Source organism: Kitasatospora sp. NPDC088742 (genome assembly GCF_055584905.1).
This window is the reverse complement of sequence record NZ_JBVJLD010000031.1, coordinates 1-25,422: the sequence shown is the minus strand read 5'-3', so window position 1 is coordinate 25,422 and position 25,422 is coordinate 1. Positions and strand designations below refer to the sequence as shown.

The following is a 25,422-nucleotide window of genomic DNA, read 5'->3' as shown; positions in this document are numbered from 1 at the left end:
GGGAGGCCGGTGTCAGGCCGCCACCACGTCCACGGCGGCCTTCGGCGAGATGGAGCTCATCCGGTCGACGCCGGGTGACGGCAGCGACACGGGTTCGAGTACCGGCCTCAGCAGTTCACCCTCGGAGAGGGTGGCCATCGCCGCAAGTTCGGCGAGCGAGAGCTCGTCGCTCACCTCGCGCATCACCTCGGACATCCGGACGTCGAGTGCGTCGCAGATGGCGGAGAGCAGCTCGGAGGAGGCCTCCTTCTGCCCCCGCTCGACCTCGGAGAGGTAGCCGAGCGAAACCCTGGCGGCCGCCGACACCTCTCGGAGTGTGCGGCCCTGGCGCTGGCGCTGCCGACGCAGTACATCGCCCAGTAGGCGACGGAGCAGGATCATCGGTGCCTCCCTCCTCGGACTGCGGATCGAGATGTCACGCCCCCACCGTACCGCCTCGTCCGCATCGCGTGCGGGGACCGTGGTCGTGTTCACTCTGGGCTGCAAGGCTGCCCCCTCCCCTGTTGTTCCCCGCCCGACTACCTGACTACTGCCCACTCGGGGTATCTGATGTAACACGATCCTGCTGTCAACGGAGCCTGTTCAGGTGCTTTTCCACGAAGCCGGTCCGTGGAGGTGCTCAACGCGCTAGGCGGGCCAGCAGGAGGTCGAGGGCAGCGGCGACGGTGTCCTGTCGGATTGTTTCACGTGTCCCTGACAACCCAAGCGAAGCCGTCCGTGCTCCGTCGGGTCCGGAAAGCCCGATGTGCACCGTTCCGACCGGATTCCCGTCCTGCTCCTCCGGGCCCGCCACCCCGGTGGTGGCCAGCCCGTACGTCGCCCCCAGCAGCCGCCGCACCCCGTCGGCCATCTGACGGGCCACCACCGGGTGGACGGCGCCGTGCACCTCCAGCAGGCCCTCGTCCACGCCCAGCAGCGAGGCCTTCAGCTCGGTCGCGTACGCGGTGACCCCGCCGCGGTAGGTGGCGGAGGCGCCCGGCACGTCCACCAGGGTGGCGGAGAGCAGGCCGCCGGTCAGCGACTCCGCCACCGCCAGGGTGGCGCCCCGCTCGCGCAGGGCACGGTGCAGCTCGGCGGCCCGCTGACGGTCCGTCATGTCGAAGTGCTCCCCCGCCGGCGCAGGACGATCGCCTGCCGGACGTAGTCGAGACCGGTGCCCAGGGTCAGCAGCACCGCCGCCGTCATCAGCACGGCGCGGGCGGTGGCCAGCCAGCCGGTCAGCTCCAGGACGTACATGCCGACCGCGATGCCCTGGGTCAGCGTCTTCAGCTTGCCGCCCCGGCTGGCCGGGATGACGCCGTAGCGGATCACCCAGAAGCGCATCAGGGTGATGCCGAGCTCGCGGGCCAGGATCAGCCCGGTGACCCACCAGGGCAGGTCCCCGAGGACCGAGAGGCCGATCAGGGCGGAGCCCATGATGGCCTTGTCGGCGATCGGGTCGGCGATCTTGCCGAAGTCGGTGACCAGGCCCTTGCGGCGGGCCAGCTCGCCGTCGAACACGTCGGTGATCATGGCGACGGCGAAGGCCGCCCAGGCCACCGCGCGCCACTTCGGGTCGTGGCCGCCGTCGGCGAACAGCAGGACCACGAAGACCGGCACGATCGCCAGCCGGAGCATGGTCAGGACGTTGGCGATGTTCCACAGCGAGGGCACGGGCGGGGCGGTGCCGGCCGGCTTGGCCGGGGCGGCGCCCGCCCCTCTGCTCATGCGCCGGCTCCGGCGAGCACCTCGGCGACCAGGTCCACGCCCTCGGTGCCGACCACGGTGGCGCGGTAGTACTCGCCCACCTTGGCGTCGTCGGCGCCCAGCAGGGTGGTCAGGCCGTCGGTCTCCGGCGCCTGGTGGGCCGAGCGGCCCTCCACCACGCCGTCCTCGACCGACTCGACCAGCACCTCGACCTCGGTGCCGATCCGCTGCTCGGCCCGCTGGGCGGTCATCTCCTCGGCCAGCTTGGTGAGCCGGGCCACCCGCTCGGCGACCAGGTCCTCGGGCAGCTTGCCGTCGAAGGTGGCCGCCTCGGTGCCGTCCTCGTCCGAGTAGCCGAAGACGCCGATCGCGTCCAGGCCCGCCTCGGTGACGAAGCGCTCCAGCTCGGCGAAGTCCTCCTCGGTCTCGCCGGGGAAGCCGACGATGAAGTTGGACCGGGCGCCGGCCTGCGGGGCCTTGGAGCGGATGGTGGAGAGCAGCTGGAGGAACTGGTCGGTGTTCCCGAAGCGGCGCATCTTCCGCAGCACCGCCGGGGCGGAGTGCTGGAAGGAGAGGTCGAAGTACGGGACCACGCCCTCGGTGGAGGTCATCACGTCGATCAGGCCGGGGCGCATCTCGGCGGGCTGCAGGTAGGAGACCCGGACCCGGCGCAGGCCGTCGACGGCCGCGATCTCGGTGAGCAGGGTCTCCAGCAGGCGGATGTCGCCCAGGTCCTTGCCGTAGGAGGTGTTGTTCTCGCTGACCAGGACCGTCTCGGTGACGCCCTGGCCGGCCAGCCAGACCGCCTCGTTCAGCACGTCGGAGGGGCGGCGGGAGATGAAGGAGCCGCGGAAGGCCGGGATGGCGCAGAAGGAACAGCGGCGGTCGCAGCCGGAGGCCAGCTTGACCGAGGCGACCGGGTTGTCGTCCAGGCGCTTGCGCAGGGTGCGCGGGCCGGAGGCGGGGGCCACGCCCTCGGGGAGGTCCGCGGGGGCGCCGTGGCCGGGCAGGGCCACCTCGGCGGCGGCCGCCTGGCGCTCGACCGGGGTGAGCGGGAGCAGCTTGCGGCGGTCGCGCGGGGTGTGGGCCTCGACGTGGCCGCCGGCCAGGATGGTCTGGAGGCGTCCGGAGATGTCGGTGTAGTCGTCGAAGCCGAGCACGCCGTCGGCCTCGGGGAGGGCGTCGGCCAGCTCCTTGCCGTAGCGCTCGGCCATGCAGCCGACCGCGACCACGGCCTGGGTCCGGCCGTGACCCTTGAGGTCGTTGGCCTCCAGCAGGGCGTCGACGGAGTCCTTCTTGGCGGCCTCCACGAAGCCGCAGGTGTTGACCACGGCGACATCGGCGTCGGCGGCGTCGTCGACCAACTGCCAGCCGTCGGCCTCCAGTCGCCCGGCGAGTTCCTCGGAGTCCACCTCGTTGCGGGCGCATCCGAGCGTGACAAGGGCGACAGTACGGCGTTCAGGCATAGGGACAAGGTTAACGCGCGGCCCCCGGTGCCGTTCGCCCCGGAGGCCGCGTCGTGCGAACCGGCCCCCGGATCACCCGGCCTGCGGGTCACCCGGGGTGTAGGTCAGGTGCTTGACCTGGCCTTCCGACCCGGCCGGCCCGAGGTCCTTGCCGTTGACGTACAGGTGCACGGCGCCGGCGTTGCCGATCACCAGCTTGATCTGCTTGGGGTCGGTGAAGGTCTGCGAGGCGCCCTGCTCCAGGTTGTTCTGGAACAGCGACTTGCCCTTGCCGTCCAGCGCCGAGACCCAGCTCGTCCCGGACTCGGCGACCAGCTTGACGGTCACCTTGTCGGCCGGGGCGGCGGCGATCGCCTCCGCGCTGGGGGCCGGCGCCGGGGGCTGCACGCTGGCGGTGGGCGAGGCCGGGGCGGTGGCGGAGAGCGGGGCGCTGGCCGAACCGACGGTGGCCGGGGTGCGGTCGCCGGAGAACAGGTTGAAGCCGATCAGGCCGACCACCACGAAGATCGCGGCCACCATGGCGGCGGTCCAGTTCGGCCGCCGGTGGTCGGTGACCTTGATCGGGCCGGCGTCCGGCAGCGGGAGCGGGCGCTTGGCGGACGGGGCCCCGCCGTTCGCGGCGTCGTACGCGGCCACCAGGGCCTCGCCGTCCACCCCGACCGCCTTGGCGATCGCCCGGATGTGGCCTCGGGCGTAGACGTCGCCGCCGCAGCGGGAGAAGTCCTCGTCCTCGATGGCGTGCAGGATCGGCACCCGGACCCGGGTGTCGGCGCTGACCTGATCGACCGTCAGCCCGGCCTGCCGGCGGGCGTCCGAGAGCACCCGGCCGATCTCCACCGGCGGGGCGGCGGGAACGGCGGGCTCGGGCACGGCTGCTGGGTCGGAGGACCGGTGCGAGGACTTGCCGATGGTCACTGAGCGCGCCTTTCGAGCGTTGGCCACCTGCTGAGAGAACAGTCTAGGGGCGGGCCCCGAGGCTTTCTCAAGCGGAGTGGGCCCGAACGTGCGGCGCCCGGGCGCCAGGCTGACGGCGAGTCAGCCCGGCTCAGACGGCCGCACGGTGGGACGTACCCGGACGGCGTACGGTTCCCCTCCTCCGATCGGGTGAGGGGACGGTGAATTCGGTGTGACGCCGGCCCGACGTCAGCCCTTCAGCGTGATGAGCACCGCGTCCAGCTCGTCCGGCTTGATCAGCACGTCGCGCGCCTTGGAGCCCTCGCTGGGCCCGACGATCCCGCGGGACTCCATCAAGTCCATCAGCCGGCCCGCCTTGGCGAAGCCGACCCGCAGCTTGCGCTGGAGCATCGAGGTGGAGCCGAACTGGGTGGAGACCACCAGTTCGGCCGCCTGGATCAGCAGGTCCAGGTCGTCGCCGATCTCCTCGTCGATCTCCTTCTTCGGGCCGCCGCCGACCACCACGTCCTCGCGGTAACGGGCCGTCAGCTGGTCCTTGCAGTGCTGCACCACCTTGGCGATCTCCGCCTCGGTGACGAAGGCGCCCTGCATCCGGACCGGCTTGGAGGCGCCCATCGGCAGGAACAGCGCGTCGCCCTTGCCGATCAGCTTCTCCGCGCCGGGCTGGTCCAGGATGACCCGGGAGTCGGCCATCGCCGAGGTGGCGAAGGCCAGCCGGGACGGCACGTTGGCCTTGATCAGACCGGTCACCACGTCCACCGAGGGCCGCTGGGTGGCCAGCACCAGGTGGATGCCGGCCGCGCGGGCCAGCTGGGTGATCCGGACCACCGAGTCCTCGACGTCGCGCGGGGCGACCATCATCAGGTCGGCCAGCTCGTCGACGATCACCAGCAGGTACGGATAGGGCGTCAGCTCCCGCTCGCTGCCCAGCGGGGGCTGGAGCGCCCCGCTGCGCACCGCGGCGTTGAAGTCGTCCACGTGCCGGAAGCCGAAGGCCGCCAGGTCGTCGTAGCGCATGTCCATCTCGCGCACGACCCACTGCAGCGCCTCGGCCGCCTTCTTCGGGTTGGTGATGATCGGGGTGATCAGGTGCGGGATGCCCTCGTACGCGGTCAGCTCGACCCGCTTGGGGTCGACCAGCACCATCCGCACCTCGTCCGGGGTGGCCCGGATCAGCACCGAGGTGATCAGGCAGTTGATGCAGGAGGATTTGCCCGCGCCGGTGGCGCCGGCCACCAGCACGTGCGGCATCTTCGCCAGGTTGGCGGTGACGGTGTGGCCCTCGACGTCCTTGCCCATGCCGACCACCATCGGGTGGGGGTCCTCGGTGGCCGTGCGCGAGCGCAGCAGGTCCCCCAGGGTCACCATCTCCCGGTCCCGGTTGGGGATCTCCACGCCGACCGCGGACTTGCCCGGGATCGGCGAGATGATCCGCACGTCCGGGGTGGCCACCGCGTAGGCGATGTTCTTCGCCAGCGCGGTGATCCGCTCGACCTTCACCGCCGGGCCGAGCTCCACCTCGTACCGGGTGACCGTCGGGCCCCGGGTGAAGCCGGTCACCCGGGCGTCCACCTTGAACTCGGTCAGGACGCCGGTGAGCTGGGCCACCACCTCGTCGTTGAGCGCGCTGCGGGCCTTGGCCGGGCCGCCGCGCTCCAGCAGGTCGAGCGGGGGCAGGGCGTAGCTGATGTCCCCGGAGAGCTGGAGCTGCTCCATCCGGGCCGGAGCGGGTGAGTGGCCGTCAGGTGCGTCCGAGGCGCGGGCCGCGGGCACCCCGGGCTCCTCCGGCGGGGCGGTGTGGTCCTTGACCTGGTGCAGCATGCCGGCCACCGCCGGGGAGGCGGGCACGCCGTAGGTCAGGGCGCCGTCCAGGTCGGCGGCCACCCCGGCGGCGAGGTCCCGGGTCTGGAACGGGTCCAGGGCGGCGGCGTCCTGGCCGTGCTCCGGCTCGTCCAGCCGCTTGCGCCGGCGACGACGGCGGGAGCCGCCCTCCTCGGCGTCCTCCACCGTGAACGGCATCGCGTCCGGGTCGGCGTCCTCCGGCGGGGCGGTCGAGTACTCCCGGTCCAGCGCGGCCTGATCCTCCGGCAGCTCGGACGGCTCCACCACGCCGAGCTTCTCGCCCAGCAGGCGCAGCCGCTCCGGGATCCGGTTGACCGGCGTCGCGGTCACCACCAGCAGCCCGAAGAAGCTCAGCAGGAGCAGCAGCGGCACCGCCAGCAGCGGCCCGGCGGCCGCCATCAGCGGGGTCGAGGAGGCCCAGCCGAGGATCCCCCCGGCCGCCCTGATCTTCGACGCCCCGCTGCCCATCGCGGGCGCCCCGCAGCCGATGTGCACCAGCCCGAGGACACCGAGCCCGAGGGCGCTCAGGCCGACCCCGATCCGGCCGTTGGCGTCCGGCAGGCCGGGGTGGCGCATCAGACGGACCGAGACGGCCAGCAGCAGGAACGGGACGAGCACGTCGAGACGGCCGAACAGGCCGGAGACGACGGCGGTGGCCGCCTCCCCGAGCCACCCCTGCGGGCTGAACCACGTCCCGGCGGCGGTCACCAGCGCGAGGGCCAGCAGGAGCAGCGCGACGCCGTCCTTGCGGTGCGCCGGGTCCAGGTTCTTCGCGCCGTCGCCGAAGCCGCGGAAGACGGCGCCGACGGCGTGCGCGAGGCCCAGCCAGACGGCGCGGACGGCGCGGAAGAGTATCGGACGGCGCGCAGGGGCCGGCGGGGGCGCGGGGCGGCTCGCGGCCGCCTTCTTGGCGGGCGCCTTCTTCGCCACCGCCTTCCTGGCAGGAGCAGCGGCCTTCTTAGCCGGGGCCTTCTTGGCCGGCCCGGACTTCGGGTTGCGCGCTGCCGCGCCGGGCGTACGTGTGGCCATGGGACAGCAGCCTACCGGCGCACGCAGGCACCGGACACGTGCTCGACTCCCCGTGTGTCGCGCCGTCAACTGGCGCCCTCGGAAGGCCACGACGCCGGGGGCGCGAGGAACTGCGCGCAGGGGAACGGCAGCACGTGCAACTGACTGACGGAGCCTCAGTTGCCGACGGGCCGCCTTCCGGTTCGCGCAGTTCCCCGCGCCCCCGGCATTACGAAGTTCCGGGGCGCAGCGCGTCGAGGGCCTTGCGCAGGCCCGCGAGCTTGCGTTCGAGGTGGGCGGCGGTGGCGGCGGCCGTGGTGTCGGAGGAGTCGCCGAGCTGCTTGCCGAGGGCCTCGGCCTGCTCCTCGACGGCGGCCAGGCGGGCGGAGAGCTCGCCGAGGACGGTGGCCTCGCCCTGCTCGACCTGCAGGCGCAACAGCGCGGCCTGCTCCTTGAGCTGACAGTTCTTCACGTAGAGGTCGACGAAGACCGAGACCTTGGCCCGCAGCACCCACGGGTCGAAGGGCTTGGAGATGTAGTCGACCGCCCCGGCCGCGTAGCCGCGGAAGGTGTGGTGCGGCCCGTGGTTGATCGCGGTGAGGAAGATGATCGGGATGTCCCGCGTCCGCTCCCGCCGCTTGATGTGGGAGGCGGTCTCGAAGCCGTCCATCCCGGGCATCTGGACGTCCAGCAGGATGACCGCGAAGTCGTCGGTCAGCAGCGCCTTGAGCGCCTCCTCGCCGGAGGAGGCGCGGACCAGCGTCTGGTCCAGCGCGGAGAGGATGGCCTCCAGGGCCAGCAGGTTCTCCGGCCGGTCGTCCACCAGGAGGATCTTCGCCTTCTGCACCACGACCCGCCCTCCTGCCGCTTGTCTGCCGATCGCGGCCGTCTTGGTACCGCCCATCACCGCACCGGTCATGCTAGCCGCACCCCCTGACCCGCCAGGCCGCTCCGGTCGATCCGGCACCCTGGCAGTGCCGAGTCCCACAGCGGCGCAGGGCGGATTCCGAGCACCACGTCACCATTCGGTCACTGTTCGCAACGATGCGCGACCTTACCCCGTTCCCGGCCGGACTCGCCAGTGCGGTGGGAGAGCGCGCCCCCGGCGGTTACTTGCCCGTGGCGGAAGGAAGCCAGTGGCGCATCACCGCCAACAGGTGGTCGGTTTCGACCGGCTTGGTGACGTGGTCGGTGGCGCCGGCCGCGAGGCTCTTCTCCTTGTCGCCCTTCATCGCCTTGGCGGTGAGCGCGATGATCGGCAGCCCGGCGAACTGCGGCATCCGGCGGATCGCCTCGGTGGTCGCGTAGCCGTCCATCTCCGGCATCATGATGTCCATCAGCACCAGGGCCACGTCCTCGTGCTGCTCCAGCACCTCGATGCCCTCGCGGCCGTTCTCCGCGTACAGCACGGTCAGGCCGTACTGCTCCAGCACGCTGGTGAGCGCGAAGACGTTGCGGATGTCGTCGTCGACGATCAGCACCTGCTCGCCGGCGAACCGCCCCGCGAACTGCGCGGGCACCGACACGGCCGGCTCCTGACGGACCGTCGGGACGTCCTCGGCCGCCGCCCGGCGGCGTTCGGCGGCGCCCCGGCGGCGCACCTCGGCCAGCTCGCGGACCTCCTGGGCCCAGTGCTCGGCCGGGTTCTCGTTGACCGGGACGGGGGTGCCGACCGGGGTGACGGCGATGGTCGCGCGGATCGGGCCGGTGAGTGCGAGCCGCTCCTGGCCGGGGAGTTCGGGCGCCTCGCTGCGCAGCGGCAGGTAGAGGGTGAAGGTGGAGCCGGTGCCGAGCTCGCTCTCGGCGTGGATCTCGCCGCCGAGCAGGCGGGCGATCTCCCGGCTGATGGAGAGCCCGAGGCCCGTTCCGGCGTACTTGCGGCTGATGCCGCCGTCGGCCTGCTTGAAGGCCTCGAAGATCTCCCGGAGCTTGTTGCGCGGGATGCCGATGCCGGTGTCGGAGACCGAGAAGGCGATCAGCGGCTCGTCCGGGTCGCCGATCACCCCGTTCTCCAGCAGCTGCTCGCGGACGTGCTGCGGGACGTCGCGCTCGTCGGCCCGGCGGATCCGCAGTTCGACGGCGCCGTTGTCGGTGAACTTGACCGCGTTGGAGAGCAGGTTGCGCAGCACCTGCTGGAGGCGCTGCTCGTCGGTGTGCAGGGTGACCGGGAGGTCGGGCGAGACCACCACCGCGAAGTCCAGGTTCTTGTCCAGGGTGAGCGGACGGAACGCGGCCTCCACGTAGTCGACCAGCTGGACCAGGGCGATCTTGGCCGGGCGGACGTCCATCTTGCCCGCCTCCACCTTGGAGAGGTCGAGGATGTCGTTGATCAGCTGGAGCAGGTCGGAGCCCGCGCCGTGGATGGTCTCGGCGAACTCGACCTGCTTGGGCGAGAGGTTGCCCTCGTTGTTGTCGGAGAGCAGCTTGGCCAGGATCAGCAGTGAGTTGAGCGGGGTGCGCAGCTCGTGCGACATGTTGGCGAGGAACTCGCTCTTGTAGCGCGAGGCCAGCGCGAGCTGCTCGGCACGCTCCTCCAGGACCTGCCGGGCCTCCTCGATCTCGCTGTTCTTGATCTCGATGTCGCGGTTCTGCTGGGCGAGTTGCTCGGCCTTCTCCTGGAGCTCCTCGTTGGTGCGCTCCAGCTCCTCCTGGCGGGCCTCCAACTCGGCGGATCGCATGGAGAGTTCGGCGGTCAGGCGCTGGGACTCCAGCAGCAGGCCCTCGGTCTTGGTGTTGACGCTGATGGTGTTGACGGTCACACCGATCAGATCGGCGATCTGCTCCAGGAAGTCGAGCGCCACCGTGGTGAAGGAGGAGAAGGTGGCCAGCTCGATCACGCCGAGCAGCCGGCCCTCGAACATCACCGGGAGCACCACCACGTGGGCCGGGCTGGCCTCGCCCAGGCCGGAGGCGATCTTGAGGTAGCCGGGCGGGGTCTCCTTGAGGATGATCGAGCGCTTCTCCACCGCGGCCTGGCCGATCAGCCCCTCGCCGGGGCGGAAGGTGGTCGGCATCGAGCGGCGCTGGTAGCCGTAACTGCCGATCAGGCGCAGCACGGTGTCGTTCTCGTCGTCGTCCTCGGCGATCAACTCGGCGTTCCGTCCGGCCGGTTGGGCCAGGAAGAAGGCGCCGTGCTGGGCCGAGACGGTCATCGTCAGCTCGGTCATGATGAGCGAGGCGACGGCCTCCAGGTCGCGGCGGCCCTGCAGCAGACCGGAGATCCGGGCCAGGTTGGTCTTCAGCCAGTCCTGTTCCTGGTTGGTCCTGGTGGTCTCGCGCAGGTTGCCGATCATCTGGTTGATGTTGTCCTTGAGCTCGTCGAGCTCACCGGAGGCGTCCACGTCGATCCGCAGGGAGAGGTCGCCTCGGGTCACCGCGGTGGCGACCTGGGCGATCGCCCGCACCTGCCTGGTCAGGTTGTTGGCGAGTTCGTTCACCGACTCGGTCAGGTCCTGCCAGGTGCCGTCCACGCCCGGTACGCGGGCCTGCCCGCCGAGGCGGCCGTCGGTGCCCACCTCGCGGGCGACGCGGGTGACCTCGTCCGCGAAGCCGGAGAGCTGGTCGACCATGGTGTTGATGCTGGTCTTGAGCTCCAGGATCTCGCCCCGGGCGTCCACGTCGATCTTCTGCGAGAGGTCGCCGCGCGCGGTGGCGGTGATGACGAGGGCGATGTTGCGGACCTGGCCGGTCAGGTTGTTCGCCATCAGGTTGACGTTGTCGGTCAGGTCCTTCCAGATCCCGGCGACGCCGGGGACGCCGGCCTGGCCGCCCAGGATGCCGTCGGTGCCGACCTCGCGGGCCACCCGGGTCACCTCGACGGCGAAGGCGGACAGCTGGTCGACCATCGTGTTGAGGGTGCCGGCCAGCGCCGCCACCTCGCCCTGGGCCTCGATGGTGATCTTCTTGGAGAGGTCACCCCGGGCCACCGCGGTGGCGACCTCGGCGATGTTGCGCACCTGCGAGGTCAGGTTGGAGGCCATGAAGTTCACGTTGTCGGTCAGGTCCCGCCAGATGCCGGAGACGCCGGAGACCCGGGCCTGGCCGCCGAGGATCCCCTCGGTACCGACCTCGCGGGCGACGCGGGTCACCTCGTCCGCGAAGGCGGACAGCTGGTCGACCATGGTGTTGACGGTGAGCACCAGCTCGCGGATCTCGCCGCGGGCGTCGACGGTGATCTTCTTGGAGACGTCGCCGCGCGCCACCGCCGTGGTCACCTCGGCGATGTTGCGGACCTGGCTGGTCAGGTTGTTGGCCATCAGGTTGACGCTGTTGGTGAGGTCCTTCCAGGTGCCGGAGACTCCCGGCACGCTGGCCTGGCCGCCGAGGATGCCCTCGGTGCCCACGTCCCGGGCGACCCGGGTGACCTCGTCGGCGAAGGCGCCGAGCTGGTCGACCATCGTGTTGATGGTGTTCTTCAGCTCCAGGATCTCGCCGCGCGCGTCCACCTGGATCTTCTGCGAGAGGTCGCCCTTGGCGACCGCGGTGGTCACCTGGGCGATGTTGCGCACCTGCGAAGTGAGGTTGTTGGCCATCGAGTTGACGTTCTCGGTCAGGTCCTTCCAGACCCCGGCCACCCCGGGCACCTGGGCCTGACCGCCCAGGATGCCCTCGGTGCCCACCGCGCGCGCCACCCTGGTCACCTGCTCGGCGAAGCCGGAGAGCTGGTCGACCATCGTGTTGATGGTGTTCTTCAACTCGAGGATCTCGCCGCGGGCGTCGACCTCGATCTTGCGGGACAGGTCGCCCTTGGCGACCGCGGTGGTCACCTCGGCGATGTTGCGGACCTGGTCGGTCAGGTTGTTGGCCATGAAGTTGACCGAGTCGGTGAGGTCGCGCCAGACGCCGGCCACGCCGGGCACCTGCGCCTGGCCGCCGAGCCGTCCCTCGGTGCCCACGTCGCGGGCGACTCTGGTGACCTGCGCGGCGAAGGAGTTGAGCTGGTCCACCATGGTGTTCACGGTGTTCTTCAGCTCCAGCATCTCGCCGGCCACGTCCACCGTGACCTTGTGCGAGAGGTCGCCCTTGGCGACCGCGGTGGTCACCTCGGCGATGTTGCGGACCTGGGCGGTCAGCCGCCCGGCCATGGTGTTGACCGAGTCCGCCAGGTCCTTCCAACTCCCGGACATGCCACGGACCCTGGCCTGGCCGCCGAGCTTGCCCTCGGTGCCGACCTCGACCGCGACCCGGGTCACCTCGGCGGTGAAGTCGCCGAGGGTGTCGACCAGTCCGTTCACCGTCCGGCCGACCTTGAGGAACTCGCCGCGCAGCGGGTGGCTGGCCCCGCTGGTGTGGACCGAGCGCAGCTCCATCCGCTGGTCCAGGTCCCCCTCGGAGATGGAGGTGAGCACCCGGCCGACCTCGGCCATCGGGCGGGCCAGGTCGTCGATCAGCGCGTTGCAGTTGTCGACCGCCGCCATCCAGGCGCCCTCGCCGACCCCGCTCTCCAGCCGCTCGGAGAGCCGGCCCTCGCGGCCCACCGCCCGGCGGACCCGGGCCAGTTCACCGGTCAGGTGCTGGTTCCGCTCGGCCACCTCGTTGAAGACCGCCGCGATCTCGGCCAGCGGGCCGTCGCCCGGCACGGTCAGCCGGCGGCGGAAGTTGCCGTCGCGCATCGCGGTGAGCGCGGCCAGCAGCTTGCGCAGGTCGGCCGGTTCGGCCCCCCGGTTGTGGTTCGGGCGCCGCCCGGAGGCGGGCCGGGATGCCGGACGGCCACCGCTGCGGCCGACCGCCGGGGTGGTGCCGGGTACGTCCTTGGTGGCCGAACTCAAGTCGAGGTCCTCCCACATCGTGAGCGTCTCCGCGCCACCCCCCTTCGGAGCGGCCACCGGCCCGCCGCACTCGGGGCGGACGCCGGCGCACCTCGACCGTAACCCGCCGGTCGGGTGCTGCGGACCCCCCAGTCTGGCAGTACCGCCGCCGAGTGTCCGTCCCGTTGCACAGGGTCTGCACCGAGGTGGTGCAAACCGGTCGCCTAAATCACCCTCAGGTGCTTCTTTCCGCGCCCGGGCCCCACACTGTGCCCACCGGTAAGTAGGGTGGGACGCTGCACCGGCCCCGGCTCCGCCTGAAGCGACGGGGGCGGACCTGGCAGTCGGAGCTGATGGGAGATGTGGCACGTGGTCACCGCGCGCGCAGCCGCCACCTTCGAGCCGAAGGGCCGCTCGGCCGGTGCCGCACGCGGTTTCGTCCGGGACGCCCTGCTCGGCTGGGGCCTGCCCGAGGTGGTGGACGACGCCGTGGTGCTGGTCTCCGAACTGGTCACCAACGCGGTGGTGCACGCCGGGACGGCCGCCGAGGTGGCCGTGCTGCGCGAGGAGGAGACCGTCCGGATCGAGGTGACGGACCGTCACCCGGAGCGCGGCCTGCCCGCCTTCGCCAACGTCCCCGCCCACGGCTCCGAGCACTTCGGCGACCCGGACGGCGAGGGCGGCCGCGGTCTGCTGATGTGCTCCGCCATCTCCACCTGCTGGGGCGTCGAGTACTCGGCCGGGCGCAAGACCGTCTGGTTCCGCCTCGCCCTGCCCGAGCACCTCGTCGGCACCCGGTACGCGCTGCCCAGCCTGCCCGGCGGCGAACTGCCCGACACCGACGGACCAGTGCTGGTCGGCGTGGTCCGGATCGACGAGCAGGCCACCGTCCGCTCCTGCAACCCGGACGCCGAGGTGCTGCTGCGGCTGCCCGCCGACCAGCTGATCGGCCGGTCCTGGGCCGAGCTGGTCGACTGGCCCGCGCCCGGCCTCGGCCTGGCCGAGACGCTCCGGCTGGCCCGTTGGGAGGGCGGCTTCACGCTCCGCGCCGAAGGCGACGAGGTCTACGCCGTCCAGGTCCGGGTCCGGGACACCCACGGCGAGCCGTCCACCCTCTGCCTGCTGGTCCGCGAGGCCGACCGCGGGGTGCTGCGCTCCCCCGTCACCGCCGCCGACGCCCCCGCCGGGATCGAGCCGCTGGACCTGCTGGTCGGCCACCTCGGCCCGGACGACCTGGGCGGGCTGCTCCAGCGGATCGTCGAGCGGGCCCGGGACCTGCTGGACGCGGACGCCGCGTACCTGCTGCTGACCACCGACGACGAGACCGAGTTCGAGCTGCGCGCCGCCACCGGCCTGCCCGGCGGCCTGCGCCGGCACGCCCCGATCCCGGTCGACTCCGGGGCCGGCCGGTACGACTCGGCCCGGCTGCCCGCCGTCCACGAGGACCTCGCCGTCCGCTCCAACGTCGTTCCGCTGCTCGCCGGTTCGGGCCTGCGCTCGCTGATCACCGTCCCGCTCAAGGTGGACGGCCGGCTGACCGGCTCGCTGGGCGTGGCCGCCACCGCCGCCGGCCGGTACGACAACGAGGACGCGCTGCGCCTGCAGTTCGCCGCCGACCGGGTCGCGCTCGCCCTGGAGAGCGCCCGGCTGACCGAGCTGGAGCGGCTGCGCCGCGGCTCGCTCTCCTTCCTGGTGGAGGCCTCCGACCTGCTCGCCGGGACGCTCGAACTCGGCCAGACCCTGGCCCTGATGGCGCAGATGGCGGTCCCCACGCTGGCCTCCTGGTGCGCCGTCTACACCAGCACCGACGCCGGGGCCGACCTGGCCTTCGTGCTGCACCAGGACGAGGACCGGATCGACCGGCTGCGCGACCTGCTGGACAAGACCCCGCCGCCGGACGCCGCCCGGGACTCCGGGGTGACCTTCTGGTCCGCCCCCGCCGAGACCGCCCGGCAGGCCGGGCTGACGGACAGTCCGGAGCTGGCCGGGCTGCTCGGCGAGACCGTGGTGCTGCCGCTGGTGGCCCGCAACCGGGTGATCGGCCTGCTGGTGCTCGGCGTCTCCACCGGCCAGCGGTTCCGCCAGGAGATGCTGGAGCTGGCCGAGGACCTGTCCCGCCGGGCCGCCCTGGCGCTGGACAACTCCCGGCTCTACTCCGAGCGCACCGCCACCAGCCAGGCCTTCCAACGCGCCCTGCTGCCACCGGAGTTGCCCACCATCCCGGGCCTGGAGGTGGAGGTCTTCTACCAGGCCGCCGGCGAGGGCAACGAGGTCGGCGGCGACTTCTACGACATCTTCCCGATCCGCGAGGGCACCTACGGCTTCGCGATCGGCGACGTCTGCGGCACCGGCCCCGAGGCCGCCGCCGTCACCGGCCTGGCCCGGCACGCCCTGCGGCTGCTGGCCCGCGAGGGCCTGGACGGCCCGCAGCTGCTCTCCCGGCTGAACAGCGCGATCCTCGACGAGGGCAGCCGCTCGCGCTTCCTCACCCTGCTCTACGGCGAGCTGACCCCGCGTGAGGACGGCTGTACCGAGCTGTCCCTGGTCTGCGCCGGGCACCCGCTGCCGCTGCGGCTGCGCACCGACGGGCAGGTCATCCCGGCCGCCACCCCGCAGCCGCTGCTCGGCGTGCTGGAGGAGCTGGAGCTGATCGCCGAGCGGGTGGTGCTGGAGCCCGGCGAGGTGCTGCTCTGCGTCACCGACGGCGTGACCGAACGCCGCGAGGGGCAGCGGATGCTGGGCGACGACGGCCTGGCCGCGGTGCTCACCGGGTGCACCGGGCTGACCGCCGGGGCGGTGGCCGCCCGGGTGCAGCGGGCGGTGGAGCGCTTCGCCCCCGAGCCGCCCTCGGACGACATGGCCATCCTCACCCTGCGGGTGCCGGAGCAGCGCACCGGCTGATCACGTCCGGACCGGAAACGGTCAAGGGTCGCCGCCCGACATCTGACGACCCGACAAATTGTGGGATTCACAAGGGTACAAGCCGGTACCGGGTGGGTACACAGATCTCACCGGGGAAGACCCCGGTAGGGGACTCGCCGGCAGCTCCGACCTGCCGGTTCATCACTTCGCCGCCGCCGCCCGCACCGTGGGACAGCCCTGTCCCGTGCGCTCCCCGGCCCCGGCACGCGCACCCACTCCACGCACACGCTCCCCGCCGCCCTGAAGCGGCACACCATGAGTGAAAGGAGCCTCCGGTGAGCAACGAAGCCTCCGGGGCCACCCGTTCCGCCGACGCCGGGAACCTCGGTTACCTGGCCCTCGGCCTGACCCTCCTCGCCTACGGGCTGCTCGGCACCGGCATCCTCTCCGGCGCGGGCGTCAAGGACGCCGCCGGACTGGCCCACCTGGTCGGCGGCCTCACCCTGTTCGTCGCCGGCCTCTGGCAGCTGCGCAGCGGCGACGGCTTCACCGGCACCGCCTTCACCGCCCTCGGCGCCTTCTGGGCCGTCTGGTCAGCGGGCGGCGGCGCGGGCAAGAACGCCACCGGCCTGTTCCTGCTGCTCTGGGCCCTGCTCGTGCTCAGCCTGGCGCTGGCCGCCTGGGGTTCGGGCCTGCTCGGCCGCGTCCTGTGGGTCCTGTTCCTCCTCTCCCTGGTGCTCAGCGCGCTCGGCGTGCTGAACGGCAGCAGCGGCCTCGGCAAGGCCGGTGCCTGGCTGGCCGTGGTCGCGGGCCTGGCGGCCTGGTACTCCGCCACCGCCGCGCTCACCGAGAGCGGCTGGGGCCGGGCCCTCCTCCCCACCAAGTGACCCACCCCACTGGGTGATCCGGATCCTCCGGGTGCCCCACCACCCGGAGGACCCACCCCTCCCCCATCGAAGCCGGGCCACCCCACCACGGGGTGGTCCGGCTCCGTTGTGCCCCCCTGCGGATTCGCAGGCAACGGTTCGGGGCGTTCCTGGGCTCTGACAGGGTGAGGAGGTGCTCATGGGAGACCGGAAGCAGGGCCGGGACGGGGAGTTCCGGGAGTTCGTCGCCATCGCCTGGCCCCGACTGCTGCGGACCGCCTACCTGTTGGCGGGCGAGCAGCCGGCCGGCGAGGACCTGGTGCAGTCGACCCTGGAACGGACCTACGCGGCCTGGGGCAAGGTCCGGCGCGCGGACGAACCGCACGCCTACGTCCGCCGCATCCTGCTGAACGAGCACGCCCGGCGCTTCCGCCGCCGGGTGCCCGAGCAACTGGTCACCGCCGTCCCCGAGTCGGCGGCCCCGGACGGCTTCGCCAGGCTCGACGAACGGGCCGCCCTGCTGACGGCGCTCGGCACCCTGCCGCGCCGTCAGCGGCAGGCGGTGGTGCTCCGCTACTGGGAGGACCTGAGCGAGAGTCAGGCCGCCACGGCCATGGGCTGCTCGGTCGGCACCGTCAAGAGCCAGGCGTCCAAGGGTCTGGCCCGGCTGCGCGCCACCTCGTCACTGGCAGGACTCGTACACACGGGAGCGAAGGCATGAACGAGATCGAGCACGACGAGAACCGGCTGACCGCCGGGCTGACCGAGCTGGCCGGATCGGTCCGGATCGGACCGCCGCCGATCGGCGGGGTGGTGGCCGGTGGCCGGCGCCGCCTGCGCCGCCGCCGGGCCGTCCTGGCCGGCGCCGGAGCACTGGTGGCCGTCCTCGCCGTGGGCGGCACCGCGAGCCTGCTGCCGGCTCCGCGGCCGGGCGGCAGCACCCTGGTGCCCGCCGCCTCGGGCCCCGCCCCGGCAGTGGGGAGCCCGGCGGCCGTCGCCCCGAGTGCCCCGAGTGCCCCGCGCGACCCCCTCCACCCCACCCGGGTGATGGTCGGTCAGGGCACCGCACAGGGCAGCAACTGGCAGGTCTGGGCGGCGCTCTGGCCGGTCGCCCCCGCCGACCTCGCCCTCCAGCAGGCCGAGGCGCTCTGGCAGGAGCAGCACGCGGCCGGCTCCGACCTGCCCGAGCCCACCGCCGCCTACGTCCAGCAGTACCACCAGCCCTCCTCGGACGTGGTGAACCTCTACCTCACCGTCGACGGCACCCGGCTGGCCCAGGACTCCGTGGTCGAGGCCCCGGCCCCGGGCACCGCCGGGCCCGGCGACACGGCGCTGACCGGCGTCGCGCTGGGACAGCTCGGCAAGGGGGCGACCGCGGGCCCCGTCCCGGTCGTGGTGCTCCGGGTCGGACCGTCCGTGGCCAAGGCCGTGGTCACCTCCGCCGACGGCTCCACCGTCGAGGTCCAGCCGGCCCTGATCGCCGGCTCGACCAGCCGCTGGCTCGCCGTCGCCCGCCCCGCCGGCTCCGGCCCGCGCACCCTCACGCTCCACGGCGCGGACGGCGCCCTGCTGGCCACCGACACCTCCTGGCTCGCCTGAACCCCCGTCAGAGCACCACCACCCCCAGCGGCAGGTGCCCGGCGGCCACCCGGTGGGTCCGGCCGCCCGCCAGGTCCACCACCGTGACGCCGTCCCAGCCGCCGGGCCGGGAGAAGCCGCCGGTGACGTAGGCGGTGCGGCCGTCCCGGGAGAGCGCGACCTCCTCGTGCGGGCCGTCCAGCGGGAGGACCCGCTCGGTGCCGTCGGGCGCCCGGACGGTGAGCGAGGGGCCGTTGCCACCGCCGTCGACCGAGCCGGTGCCGACCACCAGCAGGGTGCCGTCCGGAGCCAGGGCGGTGCCGTGCTGGTGGGTGTCGGCCGTCATCGGACGGACCGTCACCCGCCCGTCCACCGGGTCGAGCACCGCCAGCCGCTCCCCCTCGAAGGGCAGCAACAGCCGTCCGTCGGGGGCGACTTCGGCGTAGTGCGGCTTCAGCCAGGAGCCCAGCCCGCCCTCCGTCCCGTACGGGGCCACCTCCATCCGGCGCGGCCGCAGGGTGCCCGCGTCCACCGCCGTGACGTCGAAGGAGTCGTGCCCGACGGCGTACACCTCGCGCCCGTCCCGGGCCACCACCACGTCGAACGGGCGGCGCCCGACCGGCACCACGTCGGTGACCCGCCGGGCCGCCGTGTCGATGACCTCCAACACCCCCGGCTTCCCTGGCACGTTGACCCCCACGTAGACCCGCCGGCCGTCCGGCGAGACCGCGATGCCCATGCCGCCGCCCCGGTACTCCCCCGTGGTCACCGGCCCGCTCGCGGTCCGGTACGGCACCGTGTCCGTCACCCGCCGGGCCGCCGTGTCCACCACGGCCACCCCCTCGGCGGCCGCCACCCAGGCCCGCCCGTCCGGCCCGAGCGCCACGCCCCAGGGCGCCGTCCCGACCCGCGCCGAACCGACCGCCCCGGCCGCCGGGTCCACGAAGGTCACCGTGTCACCCCCGGAGTCGGCCACCAGCAAGGTCTCCTGAGCACCGGCCACCGGGAGGTCCGGGACGGACGGCGCCGGGGCCGAGACCGACGGAGCCGTCGAGGACGGGGCCGCCACCCCGCACCCGGCCAGCACCACCGCCACCAGTCCCAGCCCTACCCACCGCGCCCCGCCACCACCGCTGCCGCTGCCCATGCCGTCCTCCGTCCATCGCTCCTCCCTCCCATCCTCCGGTGGCCCGACCGCCACCCGGGTCCACCGATCAGCTGACATCCGCTTCTTGGCTCGAAGCCCGGAACCCGTTACAGTACTGCTTCATTGTGAATGACGTACATAACTCTCCGCGACTCTCCCCCGACAGCAACGGCCTGCTCCACGACCCGGGCGTCCGCGCCGCCATGACCGTCATCGCCCTCGACGGCGACACCGCCGCCCTCGAAACCGCCGCCGCCGTACGCTCCGCCGCCCAGGCCATGGACCGCCTCCGCTCACACGGCGCCGACGGCCGCGGCCTCAGCGCCGGCGCCCTGGACATCCTGCTCCGGCTGAGCACCGCAGCCACCGGCTCCAACCCCGGCTCCGACCCCGAGCCCGACCCCGAGGGCCTGCCGATCGGCGAGCTCGCCCGCTCCTGCGGGGTGAGCTCGCGCAACGTCACCGGCCTGGTCGACACCCTGGAGCGCGAGGGCCTGGCCCGGCGCACCCAGGACCCGCAGGACCGGCGCTCGGTCCGGGCCGTGATCACCCTCGCCGGGCAGGAGTGGCTGGAGTCCTTCCGCGCCCCCACCCGGCGGGCGATGGCCGCCGTCTTCCAGGGCTTCACCCCCGAGGAGCTGGCCACCCTCCGTCACCTCAGCCTGCGCCTGGTCGAGAACCAGGAACGCATCGAGCAGTACCTCCGCCCCACCCGCCCCGGAGCCTGACCACCCGTCAGCCCGCCGACCCGTCGGACCACCCGTCAGCCCGCCAGCCGCTCCCGGACGTGCTCGGGCAGCAGCACCGCCTCCCGCCGCACCGTCGCCACCAGCTCCGCCGTCAGCGGGTCCGGCTCGGTCCGGGCGTACACCGCGAGCTGCCGCCGGACGGGCGGCAGCGGACGGTACAGCCGCCCGGGCAGGCCGGGCGGCAGGGCGTGGGCGGCGGCCAGGGTCGGGCCGAGACCGGCCGAGGCGAGCAGCGGGCCGGCCGCCGTCTGCTCGGTGCGGACGGCGGCCACCGGGCGGAAGCCGGCCGCCGCGCAGGCCCGGTCCAGCAGTTCGGAGAGCCCGTTCGCGGCGGCGTAGTGCACCCAGCTCCGCCCGGCCAGCGTCCGCAGCTCCAACTCCCCGCCCACCTCGACCTCCACCTCCACCGCCGCGTCCGCACCCGTGCCCGCGTCCCCCTCCGACGGATCGTCAGCCGGGAGCACCAGCAGGAACTCCTCCTCCCCCAGCTCCCAGACCGGCCCGGCCCACCCCTCCGGCCGGGGCCCGAGCGCCAGGTCGGCGACGCCCCCGGCCACCGCCTCCGCCAGCTCCTCGGCGTGCCGGTACTCGCGCAGCCGGACCGCCACCCCGGGCCGCTCCCGGTGCCAGACCCGCAGCACGGCCGGCAGCAGGCCCAGGCTGTACCCGTACAGCGTGGCCAGCTCCACCTCGCCCGTCCCGGAGGCCGCGCAGTCCCGCGCCGCCGCCACCGCCCGCCAAGCCTCGGCCAGCGCGGCCCGGGCGTGCGGCAGCATCGCCCGCCCCATCGGAGTGGCCCGCACCTGCCGGGGCAGCCGCTCCAGCAGCGGGCCGCCGAGCAGCCCCTCCATCACCCGCACCTGGTGCGACAGCGCGGGCTGGCTGACGTGCAGCAGCTCGGCGGCCCGGGTGAACGAACCCTGCTCGACGATGGTGACCAGGTACTCCAACTGCCTGAGCGTCAGCATGATCTGAGCTTATGTCAGGGAGAAGAAGTCGGTCTTGGACTCATGCCGCCTCCTCGGACGATGATCGATCACGTACCCGCCGCGAGCACCCGCCAGGAGACCCACCATGACCACGACCACCACCGACCGCAGGACCGCCCTCGTCGTCGGCGCCAACGGGGTGATCGGCCGCAACCTCACCGAGCACCTGCTGGCCCTCGGCGACTGGGACGTCATCGGACTCTCCCGCCGGGGAGGCGAGCCCGCCGACCGCCTGCGGCACATCAGCGTCGACCTGCTCGACGCCACCGACAGCAAGCAGAAGCTCGGCGGCCTGCGCGAGGTCACCCACGTCTTCTACGCCGCCTACCAGGACCGCCCGAGCTGGGCCGAGCTGGTCGCGCCCAACCTGACCATGCTCACCAACGTCCTGGACACCGTCGTGCCCGCCGCCACCGGCCTGCGCCACGTCAGCCTGATGCAGGGGTACAAGGTCTACGGCGCCCACCTCGGCCCGTTCCGCACCCCCGCCAAGGAGACCGACCCGTACTTCATGCCGCCCGAGTTCATGCACTCCCAGCAGACCCTGCTGGAGAGCCGCCAGGCCGGGCAGCAGTGGACCTGGACCGCGATCCGCCCCTCCGTGGTCACCGGCTTCGCCCTCGGCAACCCGATGAACCTCGCCATGGTGATCGCCGTCTACGCCGCGATCTCCAAGGAGCTCGGCCTACCGCTCCGCTTCCCCGGCAAGCCCGGTGCCTACGACGCCCTGCTGGAGGTCACCGACGCCGGCCTGCTCGCCAAGGCGACCGTCTGGGCCGCCACCGAACAGCGCTGCGCCAACCAGGCGTTCAACATCAACAACGGCGACCTGTTCCGCTGGAGCGGCCTCTGGCCGGCCGTCGCCCGGTACTTCGAGCTGGACACCGCCCCCGGCGTCCCGCTCCCGCTGGCCGAGGTGATGGCCGACAAGGAGCCGGTCTGGCAGGCCATGGTGGAGAAGTACGGGCTGGCCCACTCCTACGACGAGGTCTCCTCCTGGGCCTTCGGCGACTTCGTGTTCTCCTGGGACTACGACATGTTCGCCGACGGCTCCAAGGCCCGCCGCTCCGGCTTCCACGAGTATGTGGACACCGAGGCCATGTTCCTGGAGATCTTCGAGGACTTCCGCCGCCGCCGCGTCATCCCGTAGCCGCCGCGTTCCGGAGCACCGGATTCCGCTCCGGGCACAATCGGGGGATGCGCTTCGTACCGCTGCTGCCCGCCGACCGCCCGGACGCCCACCGCCCGCCCGGCCGGTGGCTGCTGGAGGCCGTGGTCGGCGGCTGCGTCCTGCTGGTCACCTTCGCCGCCCTGCACAGCGTCGGCCTCAGCGGGCTCTTCGCCCGCAGCACCCTGGTCGTCCTCGGCTCCCTCGCCCTGCTGCTCTCGCTGGCCCGGCACCGGTACCCCCAGGCCGCCCTGCTCGGCCTGGCCGCCCTGGTCGGCATCCTGCCGAGTGCCGCGATGCTCACCGCGATCGTCGCCTACACCACCTCCCGCCGGGCCGGCCGCGCCCTGCGCCGCGATCTGCTGCTGGTCGCCGCCGCCCTGCTCCCGCTGCTCACCAGCGAGGTCCGGCTGGACTACTGGCAGGGCGGCCGCTGGCAGTACGCCATCGCCCAGGGCGGGGTGCTGGCCGTGGTCGCGGTGCTCATCCCCGGCCTGGTCGGCACCGCCGCCGGCCAGCAGGACCAACTGGTCGGCGCCCTGCGCGAGCGCACCGCCGCCGCCGAACGGGCCAAGCGCTCCGCCGAGAGCGAGTCCCGGTTGCACGAACGCTCCCGGATCGCCGCCGAGATGCACGACCTGGTCGGCCACCGGCTCAGCCTGATCTCGCTGCACGCCGGTGGCCTGGAGCTGGCCCTCGACCGGCAGGCCCCCGAGCTCCGCGACGAGGCCGAACAGCTCCGCCGGGCCAGCCGGGACGCGATGGACGAACTGCGCCAGGTGCTCGGCGTGCTCGGCCCGGTCGGCCGGGACACCGGCACCGACGCGCTGACCGACGCCACCGGCACCCGGGCCGACATCCTCGCCCTGGTAGAGGAGTCCCGGGCCGCCGGGGTCCCGGTCGCCTTCCACTGGGAGGGCGAGGACCTCACCGAGGTCCGCCCCCAGGTCCGACGGGCCGTCAACCGGGTGGTCCGGGAGTCGCTCACCAACATCCACCGCTACGCCCTCGGCTCCGCCGTCGAGGTGACGGTCGAACAGCTCCCCGGCAGCGTCGAGGTGGTGGTGCACAACGGCCGCCCGCCCGTCCCGCCCGCCGTCACCACCGGTCTCGGCAGCGGCCGCGGCCTCGACGGGCTGCGCGAACGGGTCGCGGTGCTCGACGGCCGCCTCACCGTCGGCCCCGTCCCGGACGGCTTCGAGGTGCGCGCCGTCCTCCCCACCGAACCGCCCTCGGCGGGCCGCCGGACCGACCAACCACCCGCCGCCTCCGGCGCGGACGTCCCCGCCCTGGCCGGCGGCCCGGCCGCCCGGGTCCGCCGCCAACTGGCCAGCGCCGTCTCCGCCGCCCTCGGCCTGGCCGGGCTCGGCGTCATCCTGCTGCTCGGCCTCGGCCTGGTCCAGCAGACCCGCCCCTACGACGGCCCGCCGCCGACCAGCGCCGTCCATCCCGGCATGACGGAGGGCCAGGTGGTCTCGGTGGTCGGGCCGGACAGCCCCTCCGTCCGCTCCGCCGCCTCCGGACGCGAGCCCGTCCGGCCCGAGGGCACCACCTCCTGCGTCTTCCCGTACACCAGTCGGCTGACGAGCAGCGACCGGCTCTACGTGACCCGTTACTGTTTCGAAGACGGCACTCTCACCGAAATCACCACATTCACGACACCCCTGGCGCCCTGATCCACCACCAGAGCCGGAGCCGCACATGACCGACCATCAGGTGACCGACCAGCCGGGCGAGCGCACCACCCCGATCCGGGTGCTGCTCGCCGACGACGAACCCGGCATCCGGGCCGGCCTGCGCCTGGTCCTGAGGCACGCCGAGGACATCGAGATCACCGCCGAGGCCTCCGACGGCGCCGAGGCCGTCGCCCTCGCCACCCTCACCCCGGTGGACGTGGTCCTGCTCGACATCCGGATGCCCGTCCTCGACGGCCTGGCCGCGATCGACCAACTGGTCCGGCTCGACCCCAGGCCGGCCGTCGTCATGCTCACCACCTTCGGCGAGGAGGAGAACGTCACCCGCGCCCTGCGCTCCGGCGCCACCGGCTTCCTGCTCAAGGACGACGGCCCGCAGGAGCTCATCAGCGCCGTCCGCGCCGCGGCCGCCGGGGACGCCGTGCTCTCCCCCGGCGTCACCGGCCTGGTGGTCCGCCGGATGCTCGACGGCGGCCCCGCCGAACCGGCCGACCCCACCACCGAGGCCGAACGGCGGATCGCCACCCTCGACCCCACCGAACGCGAGGTCCTCGCCCTGCTCGGCGACGGCATGCCCAACCTGGAGATCGCCCTGCGCCTGGGCATCGGCCCCGACCGGGTCCGCACCCTGGTCGACGGAGTCCTCGACCGCACCGGCTCGGACACCCGGGTCCAGGCCGCCCTGCTCGCCGCCCAGGCCGGCCTCAGCTCCTGAGCCACGCCCGACCACCCGCTCAGCCGGCGGCCGTCTCCTTCTTCCGCTCCACCTCCACGACCGCCGGCCGCTCCGTGCCCGCCCGCCAGCCGGCGGCCGCGTGCAGCACCAGATAGACGATCATCAGCAGCCCGACGGCCACCAGCCCGTCCGCCCAGAAGTGATTGGCCGTCACCACGACCACGTACACCGTGGCCACCGGATGCAGCACCGCCACCCACCGCCAGGGCGTCCGGGCGATCACCACCACCGCGACCGCCACGATCACGCACCACGCCACGTGCACCGAGGGCATCGCCGACAGCTGCGCCTCCACCACCCCGCCGACCGCACCCCCGTACACCGACTGCCCGTACTCCGCCGCCACGTCCACGAACCCGTTCCCCGGCAGCATCCGCGGCGGCGCCACCGGCAGGAACTGGATCAGCAGACAGGCCGCCGTGGTCAGCACCACCGTGTTCCGCACCCAGGCGTACCACTCCCGGTGCCGGACGAACACCCAGGCCAGCAGCGCGATCATCGCCCCGAAGTGCATCGTCGCGTAGTAGTAGTTCGAGGCCGAGATCAACCACGGATGCTCCCGGGCCCCGCGCTGCCAGGCCGCCTCGTCCGGCAGCCCCCAACTCAGCTCGGTCCGGTGGATCCACGCCGCCCGGTCCAGCGCGTGATCCGTACTCAGCAACGACAGATGCCCGACCAACTGCCAGAGCGTGAACAGCGCCAGCAGCGTCCCCGCCTCCCGACAGGCCACCCCGAGCCCGGGCTTCCCCCACCGCTTCGCGGCGTACGCCGCGCCGAACAGCGTGACGCCGGCGGTGCCGGAGGTCTGCCAGGTAAGGGTCAGGTTCTGCATTGGCGAAGATTAACGCAGAAAAGCCCCCTGACGAATCGTCAGGGGGCTTCTCTTGAATGATTGTTCGGCGGCGTCCTACTCTCCCACAGGGTCCCCCCTGCAGTACCATCGGCGCTATGAGGCTTAGCTTCCGGGTT

General features: G+C 73.0%; 18 protein-coding genes, 1 rRNA gene and 1 pseudogene. 8 read left to right on the top strand and 12 right to left on the bottom strand.

The genetic code is table 11. The annotated features are described in order from the left end of the window. Positions 1-12: 12 nt before the first annotated feature. The 8 genes and pseudogenes from ACZ6ZR_RS23445 to ACZ6ZR_RS23410 form a co-directional block, all read right to left on the bottom strand. Positions 13-381, bottom strand: coding sequence for a helix-turn-helix domain-containing protein (locus ACZ6ZR_RS23445; protein ID WP_465645248.1), 369 nt, complete (start codon positions 379-381; stop codon positions 13-15). A 238-nt stretch (positions 382-619) separates the two neighbouring features. Beyond that, positions 620-1,096: a CinA family protein gene (locus tag ACZ6ZR_RS23440; RefSeq protein WP_465645246.1), complete on the bottom strand. Its 477-nt coding sequence runs from the start codon at positions 1,094-1,096 to the stop codon at positions 620-622. After that, positions 1,093-1,647 (bottom strand): annotated as a pseudogene (gene pgsA, locus ACZ6ZR_RS23435) (CDP-diacylglycerol--glycerol-3-phosphate 3-phosphatidyltransferase); the annotation flags it as partial. The pseudogene pgsA and the gene ACZ6ZR_RS23440, both read right to left, overlap by 4 nt. A 56-nt stretch (positions 1,648-1,703) precedes the next feature. Continuing rightward, positions 1,704-3,152, bottom strand: a complete 1,449-nt coding sequence (gene rimO, locus ACZ6ZR_RS23430; RefSeq protein WP_465645244.1) for a 30S ribosomal protein S12 methylthiotransferase RimO — start codon at positions 3,150-3,152, stop codon at positions 1,704-1,706. Between the two features lie 72 nt (positions 3,153-3,224). Beyond that, positions 3,225-4,067, bottom strand: coding sequence for a helix-turn-helix domain-containing protein (locus ACZ6ZR_RS23425; protein ID WP_465645242.1), 843 nt, complete (start codon positions 4,065-4,067; stop codon positions 3,225-3,227). Between the two features lie 228 nt (positions 4,068-4,295). After that, positions 4,296-6,938 (bottom strand): DNA translocase FtsK, encoded by a 2,643-nt coding sequence (locus tag ACZ6ZR_RS23420; RefSeq protein ID WP_465645240.1) that lies wholly within the window; start codon positions 6,936-6,938, stop codon positions 4,296-4,298. Between the two features lie 208 nt (positions 6,939-7,146). After that, complete coding sequence (locus tag ACZ6ZR_RS23415; protein ID WP_465645238.1) at positions 7,147-7,767, bottom strand: response regulator; 621 nt, start codon at positions 7,765-7,767, stop codon at positions 7,147-7,149. A gap of 259 nt (positions 7,768-8,026) precedes the next feature. After that, positions 8,027-12,559 carry a HAMP domain-containing protein gene (locus tag ACZ6ZR_RS23410; RefSeq protein WP_465645372.1) on the bottom strand — a complete coding sequence of 1,511 codons (4,533 nt, stop codon included), beginning with the start codon at positions 12,557-12,559 and terminating at the stop codon, positions 8,027-8,029. A gap of 474 nt (positions 12,560-13,033) precedes the next feature. On the opposite strand from ACZ6ZR_RS23410, the gene ACZ6ZR_RS23405 reads away from it, so the two are divergent. The 4 genes from ACZ6ZR_RS23405 to ACZ6ZR_RS23390 all read left to right on the top strand — a co-directional run bounded on the left by ACZ6ZR_RS23405 (position 13,034) and on the right by ACZ6ZR_RS23390 (position 17,991). After that, the gene (locus tag ACZ6ZR_RS23405; RefSeq protein ID WP_465645236.1) at positions 13,034-15,565 is read left to right on the top strand and encodes a SpoIIE family protein phosphatase; all 2,532 of its coding nucleotides are present in this window, start codon (positions 13,034-13,036) and stop codon (positions 15,563-15,565) included. Positions 15,566-15,861: 296 nt separating this feature from the next. After that, entirely contained in the window at positions 15,862-16,413 is a 552-nt protein-coding gene (locus ACZ6ZR_RS23400) for a GPR1/FUN34/YaaH family transporter (protein ID WP_465645234.1), read from the top strand. Between the two features lie 178 nt (positions 16,414-16,591). Next, positions 16,592-17,113, top strand: a complete 522-nt coding sequence (locus ACZ6ZR_RS23395; protein ID WP_465645233.1) for a SigE family RNA polymerase sigma factor — start codon at positions 16,592-16,594, stop codon at positions 17,111-17,113. Beyond that, complete coding sequence (locus tag ACZ6ZR_RS23390; protein ID WP_465645231.1) at positions 17,110-17,991, top strand: hypothetical protein; 882 nt, start codon at positions 17,110-17,112, stop codon at positions 17,989-17,991. Before ACZ6ZR_RS23395 ends, ACZ6ZR_RS23390 begins: the two co-directional genes overlap by 4 nt. 7 nt (positions 17,992-17,998) lie before the next feature. Here the strand turns inward: ACZ6ZR_RS23390 and ACZ6ZR_RS23385 are convergent, their stop codons facing one another. Further along, positions 17,999-19,117: a YncE family protein gene (locus ACZ6ZR_RS23385; protein WP_465645229.1), complete on the bottom strand. Its 1,119-nt coding sequence runs from the start codon at positions 19,115-19,117 to the stop codon at positions 17,999-18,001. Positions 19,118-19,242: 125 nt separating this feature from the next. Between ACZ6ZR_RS23385 and ACZ6ZR_RS23380 the strand changes: the two genes are divergently transcribed. Further along, the gene (locus ACZ6ZR_RS23380; protein WP_465645227.1) at positions 19,243-19,845 is read left to right on the top strand and encodes a MarR family winged helix-turn-helix transcriptional regulator; all 603 of its coding nucleotides are present in this window, start codon (positions 19,243-19,245) and stop codon (positions 19,843-19,845) included. A 35-nt stretch (positions 19,846-19,880) separates the two neighbouring features. Here ACZ6ZR_RS23380 and ACZ6ZR_RS23375 read toward each other — a convergent pair whose 3' ends face one another. Continuing rightward, positions 19,881-20,834, bottom strand: a complete 954-nt coding sequence (locus ACZ6ZR_RS23375) for a LysR family transcriptional regulator (RefSeq protein WP_465645225.1) — start codon at positions 20,832-20,834, stop codon at positions 19,881-19,883. 106 nt (positions 20,835-20,940) lie between these two features. On the opposite strand from ACZ6ZR_RS23375, the gene ACZ6ZR_RS23370 reads away from it, so the two are divergent. The 3 genes from ACZ6ZR_RS23370 to ACZ6ZR_RS23360 are packed head-to-tail and all read left to right on the top strand — an operon-like array spanning position 20,941 to position 24,432. Then, positions 20,941-22,005 carry an SDR family oxidoreductase gene (locus ACZ6ZR_RS23370; RefSeq protein WP_465645223.1) on the top strand — a complete coding sequence of 355 codons (1,065 nt, stop codon included), beginning with the start codon at positions 20,941-20,943 and terminating at the stop codon, positions 22,003-22,005. 47 nt (positions 22,006-22,052) lie between these two features. Then, positions 22,053-23,699: a sensor histidine kinase gene (locus ACZ6ZR_RS23365; RefSeq protein ID WP_465645221.1), complete on the top strand. Its 1,647-nt coding sequence runs from the start codon at positions 22,053-22,055 to the stop codon at positions 23,697-23,699. 25 nt (positions 23,700-23,724) lie between these two features. Further along, on the top strand, positions 23,725-24,432 hold the full coding sequence (locus ACZ6ZR_RS23360; RefSeq protein WP_465645219.1) for a response regulator: 708 nt from the start codon (positions 23,725-23,727) through the stop codon (positions 24,430-24,432). 19 nt (positions 24,433-24,451) lie between these two features. On the opposite strand, the gene ACZ6ZR_RS23355 is transcribed toward ACZ6ZR_RS23360, so the two are convergent. Further along, entirely contained in the window at positions 24,452-25,285 is an 834-nt protein-coding gene (locus ACZ6ZR_RS23355; protein ID WP_465645217.1) for a phosphatase PAP2 family protein, read from the bottom strand. Between the two features lie 62 nt (positions 25,286-25,347). Beyond that, positions 25,348-25,422: ribosomal RNA gene (gene rrf, locus ACZ6ZR_RS23350) — 5S ribosomal RNA — on the bottom strand; the annotation flags it as partial.

Coding starts and splice junctions, on each gene's coding strand:
- ACZ6ZR_RS23360 (WP_465645219.1), top strand. CDS start 23,725: ATGACCGACCATCAGGTGACCGACCAGCCGGGCGAGCGCACCACCCCG.
- ACZ6ZR_RS23420 (WP_465645240.1), bottom strand. CDS start 6,938: ATGGCCACACGTACGCCCGGCGCGGCAGCGCGCAACCCGAAGTCCGGG.
- ACZ6ZR_RS23370 (WP_465645223.1), top strand. CDS start 20,941: ATGACCACGACCACCACCGACCGCAGGACCGCCCTCGTCGTCGGCGCC.
- ACZ6ZR_RS23365 (WP_465645221.1), top strand. CDS start 22,053: ATGCGCTTCGTACCGCTGCTGCCCGCCGACCGCCCGGACGCCCACCGC.
- ACZ6ZR_RS23395 (WP_465645233.1), top strand. CDS start 16,592: ATGGGAGACCGGAAGCAGGGCCGGGACGGGGAGTTCCGGGAGTTCGTC.
- rimO (WP_465645244.1), bottom strand. CDS start 3,152: ATGCCTGAACGCCGTACTGTCGCCCTTGTCACGCTCGGATGCGCCCGC.
- ACZ6ZR_RS23445 (WP_465645248.1), bottom strand. CDS start 381: ATGATCCTGCTCCGTCGCCTACTGGGCGATGTACTGCGTCGGCAGCGC.
- ACZ6ZR_RS23390 (WP_465645231.1), top strand. CDS start 17,110: ATGAACGAGATCGAGCACGACGAGAACCGGCTGACCGCCGGGCTGACC.
- ACZ6ZR_RS23440 (WP_465645246.1), bottom strand. CDS start 1,096: ATGACGGACCGTCAGCGGGCCGCCGAGCTGCACCGTGCCCTGCGCGAG.
- ACZ6ZR_RS23355 (WP_465645217.1), bottom strand. CDS start 25,285: ATGCAGAACCTGACCCTTACCTGGCAGACCTCCGGCACCGCCGGCGTC.
- ACZ6ZR_RS23375 (WP_465645225.1), bottom strand. CDS start 20,834: ATGCTGACGCTCAGGCAGTTGGAGTACCTGGTCACCATCGTCGAGCAG.
- ACZ6ZR_RS23385 (WP_465645229.1), bottom strand. CDS start 19,117: ATGGGCAGCGGCAGCGGTGGTGGCGGGGCGCGGTGGGTAGGGCTGGGA.